This is a genomic window from Ruegeria sp. HKCCA4008, from assembly GCF_013033125.1.
Classification (GTDB): domain Bacteria; phylum Pseudomonadota; class Alphaproteobacteria; order Rhodobacterales; family Rhodobacteraceae; genus Ruegeria.
In genome coordinates, this window is record NZ_WQDM01000003.1 from 1 (window position 1) to 20,023 (window position 20,023).

Sequence of the window (20,023 nt, forward strand, 5' to 3'; positions counted from 1 at the left end):
CGTGGTCCTCCGTTTCCTAAACATAACGGTGGACCAGTTCAGTGGGGGAGGCTCACAGGCTTTGTTTCAGCTGCTTATCTCAATACCGCCAGAAAACAGGAATTCATTGATCGCACGCCCCCATTCATGAGGGTCAAGGTTACAGAAAGAGACTCTCGTATCTCCCTCACGGTCACGTAAGCCATCAACTTTACTGGCTATCACGTTCCGCTGTGCTGCAAGCGCTTCGTCCAGCACAAGCCCATACGCCTCCCACCGCGACGGGATCGCGACGATATCGACTGCTTGATAGGCCTCTGCTGGGTCATCCACGTAGCCCCGAAATTCAATGCGCGGATCACCCTCTGCCAGCTCTTCAAGGTATGATCGCTGACTGCCTTCACCAAAGATCAACAAACGCGCCTCTGGCGAGCAGGTTGATCGGAAACCCTGAATCAGGATGTCAAAGCCTTTCTGCCGCTCCAGACGCCCGATGGCACCGATTTTGGTCGTGGATCTGGGGGGCGTCGTATTGCGAGCCAACTGCTCAAGATCAACGGTAGGAGGAACAACGGCCAGCTTTTCCGGCTCTGTCAGACGACGTTCCTTGATCCATTCCGACTGCGTATGGCTGACCGCGACAACCTTATCAAATAAGGAATAGATCACGCGAAGCATCGCAAAAAACCGACGTTTATGCGGGACGTTTAGGGTGGTGAACGCCCGGGTATAGCTGTGCTCGACATGGACCAGTTCTGTGTCGACATGCAAGGCACGAAGGGCTGAGAACGCTGGCAGGCTTCTCCAGCTTGGCACGACATGGGATACAATGACATCCGCCTTCAGTTTGCCCCAAGAAAACGCGGTACGTTTGACCTTCAAAACTTTTTGCTCAACCGCCTCGGACAGATCGGGTTGCGTCATAAGATGGTCGAGCATCCGCATAACTCCGCCCGCCGTCGTGTCGTCAACCAGATGGAGAATCTTTTTCTTTTTCATGATGATGCCCTTCTTAGATCGACAGAAGCTTGGATTTCATTTGCCCAACTCGATTGATCGGGCCGGGTCCAAACGTTTTCAAAACAATGGCTGCGGCGAAAGTACTGAACGACTTCAAAGGTTCTTCCAGCACGGGGCGGAGGCTTTCGTTGAAGCTGCGCTCAGACAACTCCCAAGCTATGTCGCGGTCGAGGTTGGTGATGGCCCGCCGTGCCAGATAGCGCAGCTGATAAGCACGGGCCGAGTGTTCGTGCCGGGCGAAGAATTCAGGGTCAAGCGGACGTAGTTTCGCGACCATCCTCTCCCACGCCTCCAGTTGACGATCCAAAGCCGCCGACAGCCCGCCCGCGCTGATCCGGTAGTGGGTCATAAGCCCCGGAACGCCTTCGATCTGCCAGTCGGTCGTCAACATCAGCCGCATCCAGCATTCGATGTCTTCGGACTGCCTGAAGGTCTCATCGAAGACCCAATCCCGCTCGGTCTCAAAAGTCGGGCGATAGGCCAGAGCCTCAAGCACAGTCTTACGAATAACGGCCGCCGATCCATTGCCAATCGGGTTACGGTTCAGAACATGGGCTGCGGTCACATTCTTCAGGCGGGGTGTTTGTTTGATCCCTATCATACACCCCGCCTCGTCGATCAAGGCACTGCCGGAGTAACTTATCCCCACGTCCGGCTCTTTCTTGAGATGGTGAATATGAGCCGCAAGCTTCTCGGGCATCCACAGATCGTCGGCATCGCAAAAGCCGATGAACGTTCCGCACGCGGCAGCGATGCCGGTGTTTCTGGCGCCCGCCAGCCCTCGATTGGCCTGCTGAACAAGTCGTACGCGCGGGTCGCTTTGATGCGCGCGAGCAATCGTCGGGGTTGTATCCTGGGATCCGTCGTCGACGATGATAATTTCAAAATCGTCATGGGTCTGCGCCTGCAGCGAGGCGAGTGTTTCGGCCAAAGTAGTTTCGGCATTGTAGGCAGGTACGACGATAGATGCGGTGGGCATGGTGATCTCCTTCAGAATTCTCATGAAAACAACGTGCGTTTGATCACTTGCGGCAGGATCGGGGCCAGTGTTGCCCCTGCCGCGGTGGGCAGACCCCGGCGCAGAGGCAGCAGGAAACTACGCGCATGCAAACCCAGGCCGTTGCGTGTATAGGACAGAGCCTGGCTCTGATGCCCCAATCGCAATGCCCGGCGCGCGAGATATCGCAAATAGACGGCTTCGGACGACCGCGACGGGAAAACGCCATATGACGCAGCCGTTTTTACCGCGTAGGCCCGCCCAGCGCGCATTGCATTAAGGTTCGAGGACAATCCACCGGCATTGGTGCGATACCAGACCTGAAACCGGTCGACGCCTTTGATGGTAAAGCCCTCACCTGCGAGGCGGATCAACAGCTCCAAGTCTTCGTTATGCACCGTTCTTGCGTCCAAGCCGCCGATCGCGTTGAAGACTTCGCGGCGGATCGAAAGATTGGACATGGTGCAGACCGGGTTCTCGGCCAACAGGTCCTGAATGGTCAGTGGTGCGTCAGGAACGGTCGAGCACGTCTGAGAATCTCCGGGCTGATCGGCGAAGAACCGGATCTGCCCAAAGACTGCATCCGTAGAGGCGGGTTGGAAGGCCTCGTTTAGCTGCGCCAGCTTGTACTTGTGCCACAGATCGTCTGCATCACAGAACGCCAGTATGTCACCTTTGGCCAACTCGGCCCCATAGTTGCGGGCCGCACTTGGGCCATCAAGCGGGCTGCCAGCGACCCGGATGCGTGGGTCTTGCGCGATGTGATCCAACACCACAGACAAACATGCCTTCGAGGGGCGGTCGCCGACGCAGATCGCCTCCCAATTCGGAAAGCTTTGCGTGCGAATGCTGGTCAGCGTGTCGGCGATTGTGTCCGCATCGCTGTGAAACGGAATGATGATGGTAAAGCGGGTCATTGGAAGCCGAACCTTTCTGTTGTTTTGTGATCCCGAGGCAGCAGCACCCAAGAAGCCGTCAGCATCAGGACAGTACTGGTCAGCAGGTATCCGATCGCCACCGGCATCAGCCCGAAAGGAGCCATGACCGCGGTGTTGAGGATCAGTGCAAAAGCAAGTGCAGCGCTTACCCGCAGCTCTGTGATCGCGCGGTTCTCGGACCGCAGCCAACCCGCTACAGCGGACCAGATGACACTGGGCAAAGCCGCAAGGCAAAGAACAGTGACCACCGGTGAAATCTGCTGCCACTCTGCGCCCAGCAGCAGTGGCACATAGACCGGCGCAAGAGCAGCTTGCAGCAGAACAAGCGGGCTCAGCACCAGGAGGGACGTGCCGAGCCCGTGACGCAGCGCCTTGGTCTTGTCCTCAGCCGCGCAAAGGTGTGGGAACAGAACAACCGAGAAAGCCTGCGTGAAAGAAGTCGCCAAACCGAGCCCGGCGTTGAAGGCCATGAAGTAGATGCCAAGGCTTTCAGCCCCAAGCATCGCACCGACGACAAGTTTGTCGGCCTGTAGACGCAGAACTTTGACAATCTCGACCCCCAGAACGGCCCAGCCGAAACCAACAAAGGGACGCAGGGCGGCAAACCCGTGTTTCGCGTCCGACGCCCAGGGGCGCAGGCGGCGCATCAAGACCAGCCAGATCGGGGCGGCCAGCAACCGGGGCAGCACCAAGGCCAGCGGCGAGGCCCAGAGCAGCGCCAGAAGAGCCGCCATGACATTCGCACCAACCACTTGACCTCCGGCAATGGCGGCAGTCTGTTGCAGCTTGCCTTCGCGCATCGCAAGCGCAGCCTGCACCAAACCTGCAGGCATAAACAGATATTCTCCGGCCAGAATGGCGAGAAGCAGCGCCAAAGTCTGATGCCCCATCGCGTAGAGGACCGCAGCGATAGTCACCTGCAGCAGAAATAGTCCTCCACACCAGCCCCAGAAAATACGATTTGCGGAGTTGCAACGCTGTTCCAGCTCGACCCGCGGGGCTTGGATGATCCTTTGACCCACACCGTTCTCGGTGAGCGCCTTGAGGATATCCCCCGCCGCAAGGGCAGCAGCAGCCAGACCGATCGCCTCGGGGCTGAGATTGCGGGCCACTACGACGACCACAACAAGACGCGAGGCTTTTGCCGCAACTTCAGACGCCGCGTAAGCCAGCAGGTGCTGCAAGAAACCGGAATGTGCCAATCGCTGAGTCATCTCACCAGATGTCCAAAAACAGTGTTGAGCTCAGTTTTAATTGGCGGCGAAGTCTCTGTCCCAGACGCGGGTGGACAGCCGAACGAACCATCCGGTGAGCGACCTATCCGAATGGGATAGGCGGCAATCCCGATGCCGGTCTGACACATAGGAAAGCACTGCTGTAGCTGTGGATGCAGTTCAGGAGAGTTGAAAATGATACGACATTTCAAAGTTTTGGTTTTAGGAACCGTCAGCGCAATTGCTCTGTCGGGCTGTAGTAGCATGAAGACCCCGCGCAACATCGAATCCGTCGCGAAGGGCGAAAGCTATCAAGCCCAGTACCGGTCCCCATCGCGGCGCCTTGCAAACGCGCCTTTGCTGCAATCGGAGCATATGAACGGGCGCGCATGTCGGTCTCAGGCCGGGGATCAAGGCGCAAGCGCCTTTGCCAAATGGTCACAGCCTGCTCTTAGTCCGCTGTTGGGCGAAAAGCTTTCGCGCAATGACATGGTGCAGATCACAATCGACGGTGACGAACTTCTCAGCGACACCTACGTTGTGTCTCGCGATGGCGACCTGAAGCTGCCCTACCTGCCACCGGTGCGCGCGCAGGGTCGAACAACCGAACAGGTGGAGCGGGATGTGGCCCGTGTTCTGGTGGAGGCGCAGTTCTATGACAGCACGCCGCGCGTAACGGCGCGCATTAGCGACTTCGCCTCGGTTACTGTCGGCGTGCAAGGTGCAGTGTTTGAACCCCACTCGGTTGAGATCGGAGGCATCCCCGGCGACGCGCTGGATCGAGGACGTCAGGGTGTGTTGGGAGCCTCGACCGAGGCGCGCAACCTGTCGGTTGCCATTCGTTCCGCTGGAGGCGTACGCCCGGATGCTGATCTGTCAGCGGTCGAGCTGCACCGTCACGGCACGATCTATCGTATGGATCTGCGCGGTGTGTTCGAAGGCACCGACCCGACCGACATTATGCTGCTGACCGGGGACAAGATCGTGGTCAACAGCCGAGGATGTTTCCAGGATGACTTGATGCGTCCCAGTCCGATCAGCCCGCCCGGTGTAACGCTGTACATGTCAAACCTCACTCAACCAGCCACCGGAAACGCTGAATCGGCCATCGGACGCGACGTGCGCGAAGTTCCCTATGGCACGCGCTATCTTCAGGCGGTTGTCGACACCAACTGTGTCGGCGGAGCCAAGACCACCAATGCCAATCGCAGCGCGGTCCTGTTCACCCGCAACCCGATGACAGGCAACTCGATCGTCATTGAACGCAATATCGAAAAACTGCTGCGGCGCGGGGATCGGGATGACTATGACCCCTATGTTCTGCCGGGTGATGCCATTGCTTGCTACGACAGCAAGGTGACCGGCCTGACCGAGGTTGCCCGTGCGGTTGGTATCGTCGGTGCTGCGGCGCTGCTGGCCCCGTAAATCAATCCCGAGCGGGCGATGATTTCGCCCGCTCCCAAGCGGTGGAGACTGCAGCGAGCTTGTCAGTGATGTCTTTGTGTTCTTTTGCTGCAATCTCTACCGCAACTAACGCCTCTCGAAACTCTTCTGCCCCGAAGGTCGCCGCACTACCGGCCAGTTTGTGGCAGGCCCGTGCGAGCTCATTCGAATCTGACCGATCAAATGCTCGGGTTTCGAGCCATCCAATGAACTCATCCCCTTCGGCAATAAACTTGGCATGAAGGCGGGCAAAGACCTCAGGCCCGACGCTGTCTTTCAACTCTGCCAATGGATCAGGCTGCACACTCTGCGAAACCTGCATCTCGGGTTGCGTGACCATCGAAAGCGCCCTGCGCAGGGCGTCTATCGAAATTGGCTTGCCGATGAAAGCCGTCATTCCAGCGGCGCGAAAGGCCTCAACTGCGTCTGGAAGAACGTTGGCCGACACCGCAATAATCGGCACATCTGCCGATTGCCCCTGACCGTTACGAATATGATGCGCAGCGGTTGGCCCATCCATCACTGGCATACTGATATCCATCAGGATCGCGTCAAAGCGCTGTCCCTTGGCCTTATCGACGCCGACCTGCCCGTTTTTTGCTGTCGTCACACGGTGACCGTCCAGCGCCAGCATGTTGCAGATAACCTCGAGGTTGATCTCGTTGTCTTCGACAACCAACAGGTTCAGGGGGCGAACGGTCTTGGTACTGATTTGAGCAGCGTCAAGCAACTGGTCGGGCGCCGACGACTGCAATGGCAACCGCAACCAGAAAACGCTGCCGGCGCCCAATGTGCTTTCTGCCCCAAGCTCGCCACCCATCGCCTGCGCGAACCGACGGGCGATCCCCAGGCCAAGCCCGGTCCCTCCGGCCGTGCGACCGATTGAGGGGTCGCTGGTGTAGAAGTCATCAAAAATGGTGTCGATTTCATCCTCAGCGATGCCAACCCCGGTATCGATCACACGCACTTCGTAGATATGTGCATTTCCCTGATCCGCAGCTTCACATCTTTCAACCTCAATCGATATTCGGCCGTTTTCGGTGAACTTGATCGCATTGCCTACTAAGTTCAGCAAAATTTGCCGTAGCCTCTGTGCGTCAGTTGCGACATTCGGAAACGCTCCGCCCACCCATTGCCACGAAATCGAGTTGCCGCGCGAGGCCGCATTGCCGCTTTGGCCATCCACCAAGTCCTGCAGCATCGCATTCAGGTCAGTCGGTTCACGCGCAATAGACAGCTTACCGGCCTCAAACCGAGCGATATCCAGCACCGCATCCACATGATTTTGCAGAATCTGTCCCGAGATCTCCATGTTGCGGACAAACTGGGATTGCTGCCTGGTCGTGCGTGTGTTTTTGAGCAGGGTCAGATTGCCCAGCAACCCGTTCAACGGTGTCCTGATCTCATGGCTCATGACGGTCAGGAAATCCGACTTGGCCTTTTCCCCGGCAAGGGCGCGGTCGCGGGCCGAGACAAGCTCTTTCTGATCCGCCACGCTTTGCGAGATATCGCGGACAAAGCCGATAACAATTTCTTCGTCGCCAGCCTGGGCGGATTGCAGGGCGAGTTCGACAGGAAAGACATCACCATTTTTGCGCATCGCCTCAAGCTGAACACGGCCCTTGCCAACGACGTGGCGATCACCTCCGCGCTGCATACGTTCCATTCCGGCGGTATGAGCGTCGCGAAGATGCGCAGGCACGATCAGATCACCGATCAAATGCCCTTTGGCCTCATCCTCGGAATGTCCAAAAATCGCTTGTGCAGCAGCGTTGAACTCCAGCACTTTACCGGCGGCATCCACCACGATGACTGCATCCAATGAGGTCGAGAGGATCGTATTCATACGTTGGTTGGCCTGCCGGATCGCCCGCCCGCGCCTTTCGGCCTTGCGGTTGACCGCCAAAAGATAGGCGCTGACTGCAGCGAGAGTCAGGAACAACCCACCGGACAAAATGGCCAGTTGAAACAGGCTTAGCGCGGTTTCCTCACGGCGCTGATCTGACTGGCTTGCAAAGTAAGAGATCGCAGAGACCGAAAGCTCACGCACCTGCGGAGATATTTCTCGGGCGCCTTGATAGAGATCAGGCAACCCGGTTTTCAGTTTCGCATCTGCCGCATCGATTGTGGGAACCGATGCTTCAAGATAATCAGAAACCTGCGCCAGAGGCTCGGCGAATTTCGGATCAGCACGCAGCGTTTCAAACAGACGCGAAGTGCTCAGAATATCGATGCGGCTGTAAAAAAGGTCGAAACGGCGGCGGACAATGTCCAGGGTTTCTTGCTTTGACTCCGCATCCGATACACCTGCCTCAAGCGCGTTGAGATAGGACAGGAACTCAACCTCAACCTGCGTCAGCGTCCATTGGACGTTGTCGGTTCGGGCAGACTGCCGGTCGCGCAGGTCGGACATCACCTTGACCGACAGCAAGACGACCAAAACAAGGGCGCATAAAACGGCGATACCGATGAGCCAGAAGGCCCACCGGCGTCGCGAGTGGTTTTGGAATTCTCTTGTCAATGTTTCGCCTGCAACAACCACTTCATACTTTATTGTAACCCCACGCTATTTAACGATCTCCAACCTGTCGAGTTGCCAAATACTGCGAGAGTAGATCACCTCGGTCTGGTACTTGGTGTCACTGTCATACGGATAAACAATCCAAAGCGGCCCCTTCTGCCGTCGGGACATCGCCGCGCCGTCCATCTCATAGGCTACTATCGGATCCTGCGCCGAGATTGAGTCCGCAGGGATCTCAACCGCATAATCGTTGATCGCCGTTGCCCGGATCGCAGAGCCCTCTGCCCCGACCCGTTTCATCAAGACCGACAGAGGGACGCCGACAAAACTGGCCTTGCCTTCGGTCCAGATCGTCGAGGTTTCAAAGCTGCGCTGCGGCAGTGCTTGCAACATTTCCATATCAAACTGCGCAGTTCCATCGGGTCCGGCTTGCCCGATGTTGCCGGAAATGGTCAAGACGACCTCCCCTGTCGGGGTCACCAGTTCCTTGGCCTGAGCAGACGTAAGGCAAAAGGTGAAAGCCGCTGCAATGATCGCAAAAAACAGACGCATCTTAATCTCCATCTCTTTGACCCCAAGAAACCAGAAAGAGGTCGGCGGCGACAGATGGGCATGGGGATAAGCACCTATCCGAACGGATAGGTGCCTGGATTTCATGCGGCGACAGGAAGGAGGTTCATGCGCTGACGCAACATGGACTGGAAACCGTCTCGCAGTTCGGCACGCTCCAACGCAAAGACAGTGGTTGCTTCAAGGTATCCAGCGACCGAACCACAATCGAAGCGCTCTCCGTGAAAGGCAAAGCCATTGCATCCCACCCCCCCGATATCCGCAGCTATCGCATCCGTTAGTTGGATTTCGTTGCCCGCGCCGGGTGCCAGGCCATCCAGACGATCAAAGATCGTAGGTTGCAGCAGATACCGCCCGACAATACCAAACTCTGACGGAGCCTGATCGGCGGAAGGCTTTTCAACCAAACCCCGCAAGTGCTGTACCTGCCCTGATTTCTGCGCGATATCGACTACGCCATAGGCACTGATCCGATCGGATGAAACGGCTTGGGTCGCAATCATGTGGCTGCCTTCAAAGTTCTTTACCATTTGCGCCAGGACCGAGCGCTGCGCGTGGATCACATCATCCGGCAGGATCACCGCAAAGGGCTCATTACCGACGACGTCGCGCGCCAGAGATACAGCATGACCCAATCCGCGGGGGCTGTCTTGTTGGATAAAGCTGTATGTCTCATCCTCAAGGTTCGTGCTGCGCAGACGGTTCAGCAGGGTGGTTTTGCCGCCATCCTTCAGTTTGCGCTCAAGCCCCGAGTTCCGCCCGAAATACGTCTCCAGCGCGGATTGGCCGGTTGAGGTGATGAAGATGAATTCATCAATCCCGGCGGCACGGGCCTCGTCCACTGCATATTGGATCAAAGGGCGGTCGATCAGCGGCAACATCTCCTTGGTCACCGATTTGGTGGCGGGCAGAAACCTTGTGCCCAGACCTGCGACCGGGAAAACAGCTTTGCGAATACGTGTCATATTAATGCTCCTAGGGTTGATTAGTAAGCGCCGCGCCCCGACACGACGGCCCGTGCGGTCAATGCGATGAGGAAGAGGTTCAGAAGGGGCGAGCGGGAGCGAACATAGGCTGTATCCAGTGCGATCATGCGGTCGAAGCCGATGCCCGCGCGGCCCGAAACCTGCCACAGGCCAGTGATACCGGGACGAACCTGCAGGCGCTCCAGCGCTTGGTCAGGATATGCGGCAACCTCTTCGGGCAAAGCCGGGCGCGGTCCGACCAGCGACATATCCCCTTTCAGCACGTTGAAGATTTGCGGCAGTTCATCCAGAGAGAACCGACGCAGAACCTTCCCAACGCGAGTGATGCGTGGATCATTTTTGACTTTGAAGCACACGCCCTCACGATCCGAATGGTTGAGCAGATCCGCACGCCGCGCTTCTGCGTCTTGCGTCATCGAGCGGAACTTGTACATCACGAAGGGCACCCCGTTTCGGCCGATACGTGTCTGCCGAAAAAAGGCGGGGCCGCGACTGTCCAATCGCACCAATGCGGCGATTGCGGCCATGGGCAGGGCCAGAAGAGACAGCGCGACCACCGCCAAAGTGAGGTCCAGCAGGCGACATGCTGAGACCTTAGGGACAGAATTCTGCGCGGCACGCCCGAGGAATTCGAAATTGCCCATTAGATATCTGCGGGCCATGCGGCGGGGCTCCATCGCCAACCGCCATGCCCACTCCATTCGGGCGTGCCGAACGATGCGCGGTGCCCGACGTACATTGCCGGCCAGGAAGTCGAACAAAGCCCCCACGCCCAGCACGATGCGAGGGTCAAGCCGGTGGCGGTTCCGCGTTATCCACAGCTCCTGCAGTGGGACGCCCATTGCGACCATCAGAATGTCTGCGCCAGATTGGTTGATATCGTCGATCGCCTCATCAACCCGCGCGGCCTCTTCAAATCCATCGCGCGTGCCAGCCACGGCCAAATCGGGGATCATGTGCTGCAACCGCGCCGCCGCTGCCTGAGCTGTTCCGGGACGTCCCCCCAACAGGTAGACCGACTGCCCAAGACGCGCGGCCCGTTTCAGCAGCTTGGGCACAAAATCAGTGCCGTTCAGATTCTCAGCCAGCTGGACACCTTGCAACTTTGCCGCGACCTCCACCCCAATTCCGTCAGGTAGGACCATATCTGCCCGGGCCAAAGCTGTTCGATATGTATGGTTGCGGGCCCTTATATTTGCGCAATGTGCATTCAGGAAAAACACAGTCCGGCGGGTCCCATCCAGCAGTTTTGAGATCACCTGTCCGGATCGGGCGTTCACAACTGGCAGACCCAAAATCTCAGGCTTTTCCAAAGTTGGTATGGGTGTTGGCTGCGCGCCTTTATGCATATCTTGGACTGACAGGAACTGCATGGAACTCTCCGATCAACGATGACAATCTGTGGCTTCAGACTGCCAATGAGACCCTGCAACCGATAGGCGAGCATCCGGAGAGGGATCGGAGAATAGGTCTATTCAAACGACCCCGCAGCACATAGCGTGGTGAAAACGGCCCACTGACCTATCCGATTGGATATTCACCTGTCCGTCAGGAAGGCTTCATGCCATGGGTTCAATGTTTTACTAACGCATTTGGGTGTGTTTGGGGGCAGACGGAGATTTGAGATGAAAGTTCTTATTGCTGACGACCACGACCTTATTTTGGATACGCTCGTTGCCTTCATAGATGCAGCAGGCGGGATCGAGGTGGAGACCGCGCCGGATTTCCCAGCCGCGAAAACTTTGATTGAGAACGACGGAGCCTTTGATCTGGTTCTTCTGGACCTGAACATGCCCGGCATGAACGGGTTGGCCGGACTTGAAACCTGCATCGCTTTGGACGGTGCCCAGCATGTGGCCCTGTTTACCGGCGATACTTCGCGCGATCTAGCGCAACGCGCGCTGGAACTTGGGGCTGCTGGTTTCGTCCCAAAAACTCTGCCGGCAAAATCCCTGGTGAATGCGATCCGCTTTATGGCAATGGGGGAACAGTACCTTCCTGCGGGGTTCATGAACGCAGAGCAGCCGGAAGACTCACATCCCATGGCCCAAAAGCTGACCGAGCGCGAACGGCAGGTTCTGAAAGGGCTGACTGAGGGCAAATCCAACAAGGAAATCGCCCGTGATCTGGACCTGTCCGAGCCGACGATCAAACTGCATATGAAAACGCTCTATCGTAAAGTCGGTGTCAGCAACCGAACACAGGCCGCCCTGGCGGCGCGCGAAGCTGGATTGTTCTAAACCTCGTTATCCGAAGGGATAGGGTGCGCTCCCAATCCCCTCACCCCCTAGCCCGCTGGGCAACTGAACAGCGATGGGATGCGGTGTATCACCCTTTCAAGAAAGGGTTTTTCTATGCCGCAACAGATTTCGAACACCTCTGAATCCACGCACGACACGCAATTTCTGAATTGGGCACGCATATCCCGATCCAACTTCAGATCGCCCGGGTGGCGTCGCATCGTAAAAGGCGGTCGTCTCAGCGATGCGGGCCGCCTCCCGCGCTATGTGGCGCTGTTCCTTTTGGGGGCAAGTTGCATCTGGGCCCCGATCAGCGGATATCTGGCAACCGCGCCTGTCAAATACACCTCCCACGCCTCACTTATCCTGCCCGGATCCGGCGCATCGGCATCGGTCAATCTGGCCAATATCGGTCAGGCGTCCTCTTACGCGAATTCAGCCTTTGCCAATGGGTCGATCAGCCCAACCGAGACGTACAAACGTCTGTTGTCGGCAGATCGCATCCTCGATGCGGCTGCAAAGGCTGTGGATGCTGATCGGGATGCGTTCGGCAAGCCGCGGGTACAACTGGTTGATCAGACCAGCCTGATTCATATCGAGCTTCAAGCGGCCTCTCCTGCTGATGCACAGCAATATGGTGACGCCTTGGTGGCCGCCTTTTTCGCTGAGATTGACGCCCTGCGCGCCGACGAAATAGCCACGCGCGAGGCCAGCAATACGGGCGCGATTGAGGACTACACCCGTGCAATTCAGACGACGCGACGCGAGATCAAGCAACTGCAGTCGCAAAGCGGTCTGATATCGGTCGCGCAATACCAAGAGCAAGTCGCGGCAAATGACCGTGCAAAGCAGCAATTGCGTGCGCAGGAGAGCGAACTCGCACGTCAATCTGAACGTGTCGCCGCGCTTCAGGTCGCGTTGGATCTGCCGTCTGATGCAGCGGCGGCAACGCTTAAGCTCTATGCCGATGCTCAGTACCTATCCTTGCTTGAGGACGTGTCGGTGGGGGCTGCAAAGCTGGCACAAGCCGATGCGACCTACGGAGCACGCCACCCGATCTATGTGAATGCTCAGAACGACTATGAAGGCGCGCGATCAGTAGCTTTGCAACGAGCGTCGCAAGTGACTGGTCTGGCGGTCGAGCAACTCGGCGGGTTGGATCGTGCGCCGGAAGGGCAAAGAGCCCAATTGCTAAGTGAATTGGTGCGCGAAGACGCCTTGCGTGCCGGGTTGGAGAAGCATGTTGCGACGCTGCGCGAACAAGCCCGTCTGGAAACTCTGCGCTTGTCAGACCTCGCACCCATCGCCGCCGAATTGGAAGACCGGCAAAGAGATTTCGCGGTGGCGGAAGCCGTGTTCGCCTCTGCCATAGCCCGATCCGAGTCGAAAAAGACCGATGTCTATGCCTCCTACCCCTTGATCCAAGTGCTCGAGAATCCTTCGCTGCCGACACACCCATCTTCACCGAACAAGAAAATATCGATTGCCGCCGGAATCGCTGCGAGCCTTATGCTGCTGATGGGTTTGACGCTGGCCTGGATCCGAAACCCATTGATCTCAAAGCTGCTGAAGGACCAGAAAGAGGCCGCTGCGTAATGCAGGTGTCCCCTCAAACCCCAGCCGAAAAAATCGTCTGGTATACACTGATCTGGACATGGCCACTCTACGGGCTTGGCGCGCTTTATGTCGTCGGCCCGGTTCTGGGCTGGACACTGGCTGCGATGGCCGGGTTGTCGCTCTATCTCGGTCCGGTGATCCGCTCGGATATGCAAGCAACGGGCCCTGTGCCTGCCGTGGTGTGGGTCTGGAGCGCAGGCATGTTGGTGATGCTGGTCTCACTTTGGGCAGGCCATGCGGATTGGAACCTAGGCACAACCAAAACGATCAAATCGAGCATCGGATGGGCCAAAGGCTGGGCGTTGATACCGTTGTTCATCCTTGCCGGAGCAGTGTTGCCAATCCGACGCGAGCTTCTGGTCAGAGGGCAATGCGTTCTGGGCCTTTGGACCTTGTGCCTTTTGCCGTTGCTCGCTGTCGCCCCCTATGTGGGCCTACCGCACCTTTTGTTTACGTCCCCGCTGAAAGCCGTAGGCGGTCCGGGGCCCGAATATTTCTCGGTCTACCTTTATACAATTGACCCAGCCAGCGGCACGCCGCGTTGGCAGTTCTTTGCGCCCTGGTCTCCTTTCGCCGCCCTGCTGGGTGTCTGCTTGGTCTTGTTTGCGTTGGAGGAAAAACACCCCAGGTGGAAGATCATCGGATTGGCTGCGGGTGTTCTGATGATCCTGATGTCCAAGTCCCGCATGGGTTTAGTCGGATTGGTGTTCTGCTCAATGTCACCCCGCCTCTTGCCCCTTGTCGCCCGCAGCTTGGGGTGGGTCTTATTGTCTTCAGTCACAACAGCCGTTGCCGTTTGGGGTGTCGCCTTTGTCGAGTTCGGGAACAGAGCCCTCTACAGCTTCAAATCCGCGCGCGCCGACAGTACCCGCGTGCGCGAAACTCTGCAGCGCATTGCCTATGAACGGTGGCAATCGGATGCAATGGTTTTCGGGCATGGCACAGTCAGACCCGGAGCGCATCTTGTTGAATACATGCCGATCGGCAGTCACCACACTTGGTACGGGCTTTTATTCGTCAAAGGGCTGACAGGATTTACAGCTTTCCTTGTGCCTTTGTCAGTCCATTTCTGGGTCGTCACGCTGGACGCAATAAAGTGTGAACGTGGCAAGCTTCCGCTGGGACTACTGCTTACCATTGTCCTCCTAACTTTTGGAGAAAACGTTGAGATTCAGACCTATTTGCTCTGGCCAAGCCTCCTAATGCTCGGATGCCATCTAAGAGAGGTTAAATCGGTAAATCGGGGAAACTGACATGTAGGCTGGTTTGTTGAAACGCAAGCGCGGTGTTTGCCGTTGCTTTTCAAGGGCGGATCCTTCGCCGCTTTTTTCGGGATATTTTGCCTCTGAAAGGTGCGCGCTTCTGAACCCTGGAACCAGTGACCTGACCGTGCAACGCCCTTCACTCCGGCCTTGAGCGGCGCTAGTCTATGCCCTGAACAACGCTGAAAGGAGCCACCCGATGTCCCTCTTCTCAAAACTCTTCGGCGGCGTTGAGAAGTCCAAGCCGGATCCGGTTTCTTACAAAGGGTTCGAGATCTTCCCCGACCTGATGGCCGAGGGCAGCAAATTTCGCCTGATGGCCCGTATCGAAAAGACCATCGACGGAGATCGAAAGACACATACGGTGATCAGGGCGGATGTCTTCGACAGTCGGGAACAGGCCGAAAGCTTTAGTATAGCAAAGGCGAAACAGGTCATTGATGAGCAAGGCGACAGCATTTTCAGCTAGGGAAGTCGTAGCTTGAAGCCTGATCTACGAGCGGAACCGATGAGCATGCTTATGCGTACAATTCTGAACGCACTCCAAAGGTTATCATTGGTCAAACTTCGTTCGGCGAAAAAGTCTTCGTGCAGCAGTTTATCTGCCCTGTTGTTGTGTTAGCTGCCATCGCAAAGCGCATAAAGCAGGCAATCGCGTAAAACACTGGAACGCAGGTTTTTCCCCAGAGCGGGTGATCGGTCATATTTGTCGGGCTTTAGCTTCGAACCCATAGCCGATGCGTTGGGTGTCACTTTCCAGGAAAAATCGCTTTACCGGAAATCCGCGCGGCACTTACTCGGGCAAGCCGGCCAGACGCAGAGACGCGCAGTCTTTCTCCAATCGTTCTGCATCAGAGAAAAGCTGAGTTTTTGCCCAGTCCGATATGGAAAACTGAGGACGGTATTTCATCACATTCCGCGCCTCATCGCGAGCGGCCTCAACGTTATCCGTTTCCATATGTACGATAACGAGGTCGAGATGCCCAAAGCCTTCAACTCTTTGACCATATTCGGTGAATGCCTTCTTGGCTTCCTCGTATTGACCGTCGAGCCGAAGTGCCAAACCCAGAACGCCAGCATACCAGCCCGGATAGTGAGGGTTGAGAGTAATGGCTTGCCGCGCCACGCGGATCGCTTCTTTTGCCTGCCCTTTGAATGCCAATGTAATCGACAGCCTTGCAGCCACATCAGCGTGGTTTGGATTTAGCTGCAGTGCCTTGTTGAACTTCCCGATAGCAGATTCCAGTTTACCATCGATTGCATCCGCGAAACCCGCAATTGCGTGAGCCTCTGGGTTGTAGCTGTCTATCTCCAGAGCACGTCGAGCGCAGTCGCGTGCCTCTGCCAGCGCCGCATTTCGGTCTGCTACAAAACCGTGCCTTGCTTCGACAGTACAAATGAACCCCAAAGTGCAATATGGCGCGGAGTAGCCAGGATCCAGGGAAATTGCCTGTCGAGCAAACCGACGAGCGTCAGCCTGTGCTTCCTTAGTTATTCTGCGCGAGGCTTCCACAGCTTGCAACTGAGCAGTCCAGGCATCCAGATGTTTAGTACCCGAACCTCTGAAACGGGCCATCTCGCCCGCCAGTAATTCGACTTGAAGTTCAGTCGCAATTCTCAGGGCAATTTCATCCTGAACCTCGAATACGTCTTCTATCAGGCGATCAAAACGGTCTGCCCAAATGTGCATTCCGGACTTCGCATCGATGAGCTGCGCGGTAATTCGCACACGGCTACCGCTTTGGCGGACACTTCCCTCGAGAACAAGATCGACGCCCTGTTCCAGTCCAACTTGTTTTACGTCTACCGAGCGCCCCTTATAGACGAACGTAGAGTTGCGCGCGACGACCAGTAAGTTCGGGAGTTTTGACAGAGTGGTAATTATCTCTTCGGTAATGCCATCTGCAAAGAATTCCTGATCGGGGTCAGAAGAAAGATTGTCAAAGGGTAGAACGCCGATCAGCAATGACTTCGAGTGACTGGCTGGAGTCACTCGCGGTGGTGCGGAACCGGGTGGCGACCATTGGAATACTTCGACAGGTGACAGGGCATTCTTGAACTGCCGTTCGCCAGCGCGGTGAAATTGCTCGGCGAGCCTCTCATCAAGGCTGCGATGGACGACATCGGAAATCAACACAGCCTCTTCGTCGGAAGCCTCTTGTAGCCGCGCGGCTATGTTGATCCCATCGCCGAAGATGTCATCTTCGTCAAATACGACATCTCCCAGATGAACGCCCACGCGCAGTTTAAGCGAGGACTGGGCTGACACTTGGCTTTGAAGATCGAGGGCGCACCGCACTGCGTCCGAGACCGCGCTGAACTCGACCAGCCATCCATCGCCCATTCTCTTTACGATATTGCCGCGATGATCACTTACCAATGGATCGAACAACTCTCGACGCAGGACACGGAGTTCGCTGAGAGTCCTGTTCTCATCCGCCTTTATCTGACCCGAGTAGTTTACTACATCGGCCGAGAGTACTGCGGAAAGTCTGCGGTTCCCGTTCATGTCTATTCGTAACGCACAACGCGTTGCTTGGAAAAGACATCTTATTTCTTAGAGACGCTGCACAAACGCCGACCGGCCACTTTTTGGGCAAACCTGTTCCAATCAAAAGTTTTCTAAAAGACCGTGGTTTGCAAGAGTCTGTCGTAGTTGACTGAGCCTACCCAACTGATCTGGTCCATGGGAGTATTGAGGAATCTGGGGCATGGCATGTCCCGTCTTGATGCAATCAGGCAGATTGTCGGCGCTTAACAGCCCCACCAACGCTGAATTAACAAGAACAGTGGAATGGGTGTTGATCAATAGAAAGAACCGGAGCCGCTTAAGAATGAAAGCGAACGGCTGAAACGCGCAGTTTCAAATCAGACCTTGGACAAACTGATCCTGACGGTGACGGCCATCCGTTGCTCGACGACCGAAGAGAGTGGCTCCTGCAAAAACAATGGGAAGGTTTGCATCGACAAGATCGGGCGCGCCTTGCCAGGGGAACGAGGAAAAGAGTTGTCAAAGCCAACCTGCATCGATGGGTTCATCCGCGCCTGCAATCGAGAACGTCGCGAACTCAACACATTTGGCAAGCCGGTCGGGAAGGAGTTTGAATTCGCAGCAGCAGAAGCCACCAAGGTGTTCAAGCGGCGTAGTGGAGGACTCATCAATCATTTTTTAGGTGTTTGAAGGACATTCAAATCTGGAGTTAAACGGATTTTCGTTTCTCTGGCTCGAAGAACCGCAAACAGTTTGAAACCGCAGCAAAAGCCTGCCTCTAATTCCTGCTCCTTGGATCCGGATCGTACAGAAAATACCTTTGTCACGCTCCACGCGTTGTGCCTGCTACAAAGGCCTGTCTTTCGGGAAGTTTTCGTTTTGGCTTATTTTTCATTGCGTTAAACTTGCCAAACAAACGAATTATACCTGCAAGTACATTTCTCGACCAACCAGATTCGTCTCTTTTTTGGTTTTCGTGCTAGAGTAATTTTCTGAACAAGTTCTACTCAACACTAACCTCCTCAGGTGGCCGCATGTCTGCGCATTGTCAAAGTATTCGGGATGAAATTGAGACGCTTGAGCAAAGTATTGAACTTCTCGATATTCAGATTCAAAACACTGTTGACCCAATACAAAAGTCTGCGCTTTTTCGATTTAGAAAGCAGTCGCTGTCACTGCTTCAGCGAAAAAGGGGGGCTCTTAAGGCGTGTGAGGAGAGCGGGCCCCCATTGCCGCAAGTTCCGGCGGATATGTCAGATTTCGGTTCTGAGGTGACTCAAGGTATCCCCGGTTACGAGCTTGTCGCGGGTAAAGATACTCTTGCAAGAATATTTGTTGGTCGCCGCCCACCCGTAGTTGTTATGGCATCAGAACTTTTGGATGACGCGGATTCTGACTATTCGTCTAAAGCCCTCGGATTTGATCTGAATTCCCTTCCAATCCATTCGTTGCCCTTCAATCCAGCCCGGATTGATTATGCCGAACTTGAGATTTCCGGCCCATCTGGGACAACAGTTATTCCAGGTGATATTGGTGATGGCGTATTCTCAAATGATACCAAGAGTTTCTCCGAAGACGACAATATCAACTTCTATATCCGCGGTCGGGAAATCTCAAAGCCAGGACGGTATCGTTTTACTGCACGGCTTTATCGCAACGGTACTCTTGTCGGCGAAAAGTCTCTTGGGCAACCACAGTTTCATCCGACGAAGGATCTGCGAATTCTTGTTGTCGTTGAGATCTTTCCCTTTCCAGCAGAGAAATGGGAAATTCTTTTTCAGGCTCTGGAGGACTTGTCTCGAATTTTTCCTATTCGATCAGGTTTGGCGCCTCTGGATGGGGATCAGGAAGCCGGGCTGCGCTACCGAATTGAGCCGATACCAATTGATTTCGCGTGGCCTGATCGGACTCCCGTTGCGCAGCGCCTAGCTGCATTTAACCAGGAGCAGGCTGCTGCTGGCAGGCCGGATCGGGCCGAGCATGTCCTGACAATACGCACTCAACAACCCGGAGAAATGCCGCTTGGCGGAAGTGCCCAATCTGGACCAAACGGGAGCATTGCGGGTGTTACTCTGAACGTGGACCCTCCAATGGACAATTCGTTCGGCACCTTAGTTTCCCACGAAATTGCGCACAACTTCTTGACTGTGCCTCACGTTGGTGACGAGGGCGTAGCGCTCAATGAACCAGCTGCATTCGATTTAGTCGCTCGCAAATCAGTAGGGAATCCCAGGGCGTTAATGTACCGGATTTACAATTTAACTCCCAACGGAACTGCGTTTCTTGTTCCAGACTCTTGGCGCACCATCCGAGAACGCCTGCTTACTAGGTCCAGCACAGGCAATGACGAGTGATTTGACTTCGGGTATTTGGCGACCGTGAGTTTGATGTGATTTCCTTGTGTGCTGGTGGTTTGCCAAAGGATGAACTGCGTAATTCTGCTGTTCAAAACTGGGGTCTTTCGCTTTGAACCGAAAACCGGCCAAGAGATTTGGAGACTGCTTAACCGAAATCGAGAAAATCTGGGTCACGCCGGAGGTATACCAGACCCAGAGAGTTTGGGCGATAGAGACCTTGGTGATTAATGGGGAGGGCCTAAGCGACAGGCTGGCTGTCTAAACAATTCTATACTTCAAGTTCACATCACGCCTGAAATAGACCCGCGCTGCAAGCAAGCTAGAGGGGACAAGAGCAACGCGGGCCCCCCGAAGGGTTGTAGTAAAATGGATGTAGCGTTGTGGCCTG

16 protein-coding genes are annotated in these 20,023 nt (G+C 55.9%); 7 read left to right on the forward strand and 9 right to left on the reverse strand.

Annotation, left to right across the window (positions count from 1 at the left end; all coding sequences use genetic code 11):
- Positions 1 to 66: 66 nt before the first annotated feature.
- Genes GOW60_RS08000 through GOW60_RS08015 form a run of 4 tightly spaced genes read right to left on the reverse strand, consistent with a single transcriptional unit; the run spans position 67 to position 4,148 of the window.
- Positions 67 to 978, reverse strand: coding sequence for a glycosyltransferase family 4 protein (locus GOW60_RS08000; protein ID WP_171228895.1), 912 nt, complete (start codon positions 976 to 978; stop codon positions 67 to 69).
- Positions 979 to 991: 13 nt separating this feature from the next.
- Positions 992 to 1,978: a glycosyltransferase family 2 protein gene (locus GOW60_RS08005; protein ID WP_171228896.1), complete on the reverse strand. Its 987-nt coding sequence runs from the start codon at positions 1,976 to 1,978 to the stop codon at positions 992 to 994.
- 20 nt (positions 1,979 to 1,998) lie between these two features.
- Entirely contained in the window at positions 1,999 to 2,913 is a 915-nt protein-coding gene (locus GOW60_RS08010; protein WP_171228897.1) for a glycosyltransferase family A protein, read from the reverse strand.
- Positions 2,910 to 4,148 (reverse strand): oligosaccharide flippase family protein, encoded by a 1,239-nt coding sequence (locus GOW60_RS08015; RefSeq protein WP_171228898.1) that lies wholly within the window; start codon positions 4,146 to 4,148, stop codon positions 2,910 to 2,912. The genes GOW60_RS08010 and GOW60_RS08015 overlap by 4 nt, the downstream gene beginning before the upstream one ends.
- 195 nt (positions 4,149 to 4,343) lie before the next feature.
- Between GOW60_RS08015 and GOW60_RS08020 the strand changes: the two genes are divergently transcribed.
- Entirely contained in the window at positions 4,344 to 5,573 is a 1,230-nt protein-coding gene (locus tag GOW60_RS08020) for a polysaccharide biosynthesis/export family protein (RefSeq protein WP_171228899.1), read from the forward strand.
- A gap of 1 nt (position 5,574) precedes the next feature.
- Here GOW60_RS08020 and GOW60_RS08025 read toward each other — a convergent pair whose 3' ends face one another.
- The 4 genes from GOW60_RS08025 to GOW60_RS08040 all read right to left on the reverse strand — a co-directional run bounded on the left by GOW60_RS08025 (position 5,575) and on the right by GOW60_RS08040 (position 10,813).
- Positions 5,575 to 8,112 (reverse strand): ATP-binding protein, encoded by a 2,538-nt coding sequence (locus tag GOW60_RS08025; RefSeq protein WP_171228900.1) that lies wholly within the window; start codon positions 8,110 to 8,112, stop codon positions 5,575 to 5,577.
- 45 nt (positions 8,113 to 8,157) lie between these two features.
- Entirely contained in the window at positions 8,158 to 8,664 is a 507-nt protein-coding gene (locus GOW60_RS08030; RefSeq protein WP_254443861.1) for a molybdopterin-dependent oxidoreductase, read from the reverse strand.
- A gap of 101 nt (positions 8,665 to 8,765) precedes the next feature.
- Positions 8,766 to 9,647: a UTP--glucose-1-phosphate uridylyltransferase gene (locus GOW60_RS08035; protein ID WP_171228902.1), complete on the reverse strand. Its 882-nt coding sequence runs from the start codon at positions 9,645 to 9,647 to the stop codon at positions 8,766 to 8,768.
- Positions 9,648 to 9,667: 20 nt separating this feature from the next.
- The gene (locus tag GOW60_RS08040; RefSeq protein WP_371813336.1) at positions 9,668 to 10,813 is read right to left on the reverse strand and encodes a sugar transferase; all 1,146 of its coding nucleotides are present in this window, start codon (positions 10,811 to 10,813) and stop codon (positions 9,668 to 9,670) included.
- 480 nt (positions 10,814 to 11,293) lie between these two features.
- On the opposite strand from GOW60_RS08040, the gene GOW60_RS08045 reads away from it, so the two are divergent.
- From GOW60_RS08045 to GOW60_RS08060, 4 genes are all read left to right on the forward strand, one after another.
- Positions 11,294 to 11,908 (forward strand): response regulator transcription factor, encoded by a 615-nt coding sequence (locus GOW60_RS08045; RefSeq protein ID WP_170752082.1) that lies wholly within the window; start codon positions 11,294 to 11,296, stop codon positions 11,906 to 11,908.
- A gap of 114 nt (positions 11,909 to 12,022) precedes the next feature.
- Positions 12,023 to 13,504, forward strand: coding sequence for a hypothetical protein (locus GOW60_RS08050; RefSeq protein WP_171228903.1), 1,482 nt, complete (start codon positions 12,023 to 12,025; stop codon positions 13,502 to 13,504).
- The gene (locus GOW60_RS08055; RefSeq protein WP_171228904.1) at positions 13,504 to 14,778 is read left to right on the forward strand and encodes an O-antigen ligase domain-containing protein; all 1,275 of its coding nucleotides are present in this window, start codon (positions 13,504 to 13,506) and stop codon (positions 14,776 to 14,778) included. The genes GOW60_RS08050 and GOW60_RS08055 overlap by 1 nt, the downstream gene beginning before the upstream one ends.
- Before the next feature lie 208 nt (positions 14,779 to 14,986).
- Entirely contained in the window at positions 14,987 to 15,256 is a 270-nt protein-coding gene (locus GOW60_RS08060) for an HlyU family transcriptional regulator (RefSeq protein ID WP_152458872.1), read from the forward strand.
- 324 nt (positions 15,257 to 15,580) lie between these two features.
- Here the strand turns inward: GOW60_RS08060 and GOW60_RS08065 are convergent, their stop codons facing one another.
- The gene (locus GOW60_RS08065; RefSeq protein WP_254443862.1) at positions 15,581 to 17,296 is read right to left on the reverse strand and encodes an adenylate/guanylate cyclase domain-containing protein; all 1,716 of its coding nucleotides are present in this window, start codon (positions 17,294 to 17,296) and stop codon (positions 15,581 to 15,583) included.
- Between the two features lie 366 nt (positions 17,297 to 17,662).
- On the opposite strand from GOW60_RS08065, the gene GOW60_RS08070 reads away from it, so the two are divergent.
- Entirely contained in the window at positions 17,663 to 17,968 is a 306-nt protein-coding gene (locus GOW60_RS08070; RefSeq protein WP_171228905.1) for a hypothetical protein, read from the forward strand.
- 344 nt (positions 17,969 to 18,312) lie between these two features.
- The gene (locus GOW60_RS08075; protein ID WP_171228906.1) at positions 18,313 to 19,632 is read left to right on the forward strand and encodes a hypothetical protein; all 1,320 of its coding nucleotides are present in this window, start codon (positions 18,313 to 18,315) and stop codon (positions 19,630 to 19,632) included.
- Positions 19,633 to 20,023: the final 391 nt, after the last annotated feature.

What these genes read in the sequence shown, in the direction of transcription:
- GOW60_RS08040 (WP_371813336.1), bottom strand. Translation starts at nt 10,813, where the DNA reads ATGGTCCTACCTGACGGAATTGGGGTGGAGGTCGCGGCAAAGTTGCAA.
- GOW60_RS08010 (WP_171228897.1), bottom strand. Translation starts at nt 2,913, where the DNA reads ATGACCCGCTTTACCATCATCATTCCGTTTCACAGCGATGCGGACACA.
- GOW60_RS08045 (WP_170752082.1), top strand. Translation starts at nt 11,294, where the DNA reads ATGAAAGTTCTTATTGCTGACGACCACGACCTTATTTTGGATACGCTC.
- GOW60_RS08000 (WP_171228895.1), bottom strand. Translation starts at nt 978, where the DNA reads ATGAAAAAGAAAAAGATTCTCCATCTGGTTGACGACACGACGGCGGGC.
- GOW60_RS08035 (WP_171228902.1), bottom strand. Translation starts at nt 9,647, where the DNA reads ATGACACGTATTCGCAAAGCTGTTTTCCCGGTCGCAGGTCTGGGCACA.
- GOW60_RS08020 (WP_171228899.1), top strand. Translation starts at nt 4,344, where the DNA reads ATGATACGACATTTCAAAGTTTTGGTTTTAGGAACCGTCAGCGCAATT.
- GOW60_RS08065 (WP_254443862.1), bottom strand. Translation starts at nt 17,296, where the DNA reads ATGAACGGGAACCGCAGACTTTCCGCAGTACTCTCGGCCGATGTAGTA.
- GOW60_RS08055 (WP_171228904.1), top strand. Translation starts at nt 13,504, where the DNA reads ATGCAGGTGTCCCCTCAAACCCCAGCCGAAAAAATCGTCTGGTATACA.
- GOW60_RS08060 (WP_152458872.1), top strand. Translation starts at nt 14,987, where the DNA reads ATGTCCCTCTTCTCAAAACTCTTCGGCGGCGTTGAGAAGTCCAAGCCG.
- GOW60_RS08005 (WP_171228896.1), bottom strand. Translation starts at nt 1,978, where the DNA reads ATGCCCACCGCATCTATCGTCGTACCTGCCTACAATGCCGAAACTACT.
- GOW60_RS08050 (WP_171228903.1), top strand. Translation starts at nt 12,023, where the DNA reads ATGCCGCAACAGATTTCGAACACCTCTGAATCCACGCACGACACGCAA.
- GOW60_RS08030 (WP_254443861.1), bottom strand. Translation starts at nt 8,664, where the DNA reads ATGCGTCTGTTTTTTGCGATCATTGCAGCGGCTTTCACCTTTTGCCTT.
- GOW60_RS08075 (WP_171228906.1), top strand. Translation starts at nt 18,313, where the DNA reads ATGTCTGCGCATTGTCAAAGTATTCGGGATGAAATTGAGACGCTTGAG.
- GOW60_RS08015 (WP_171228898.1), bottom strand. Translation starts at nt 4,148, where the DNA reads ATGACTCAGCGATTGGCACATTCCGGTTTCTTGCAGCACCTGCTGGCT.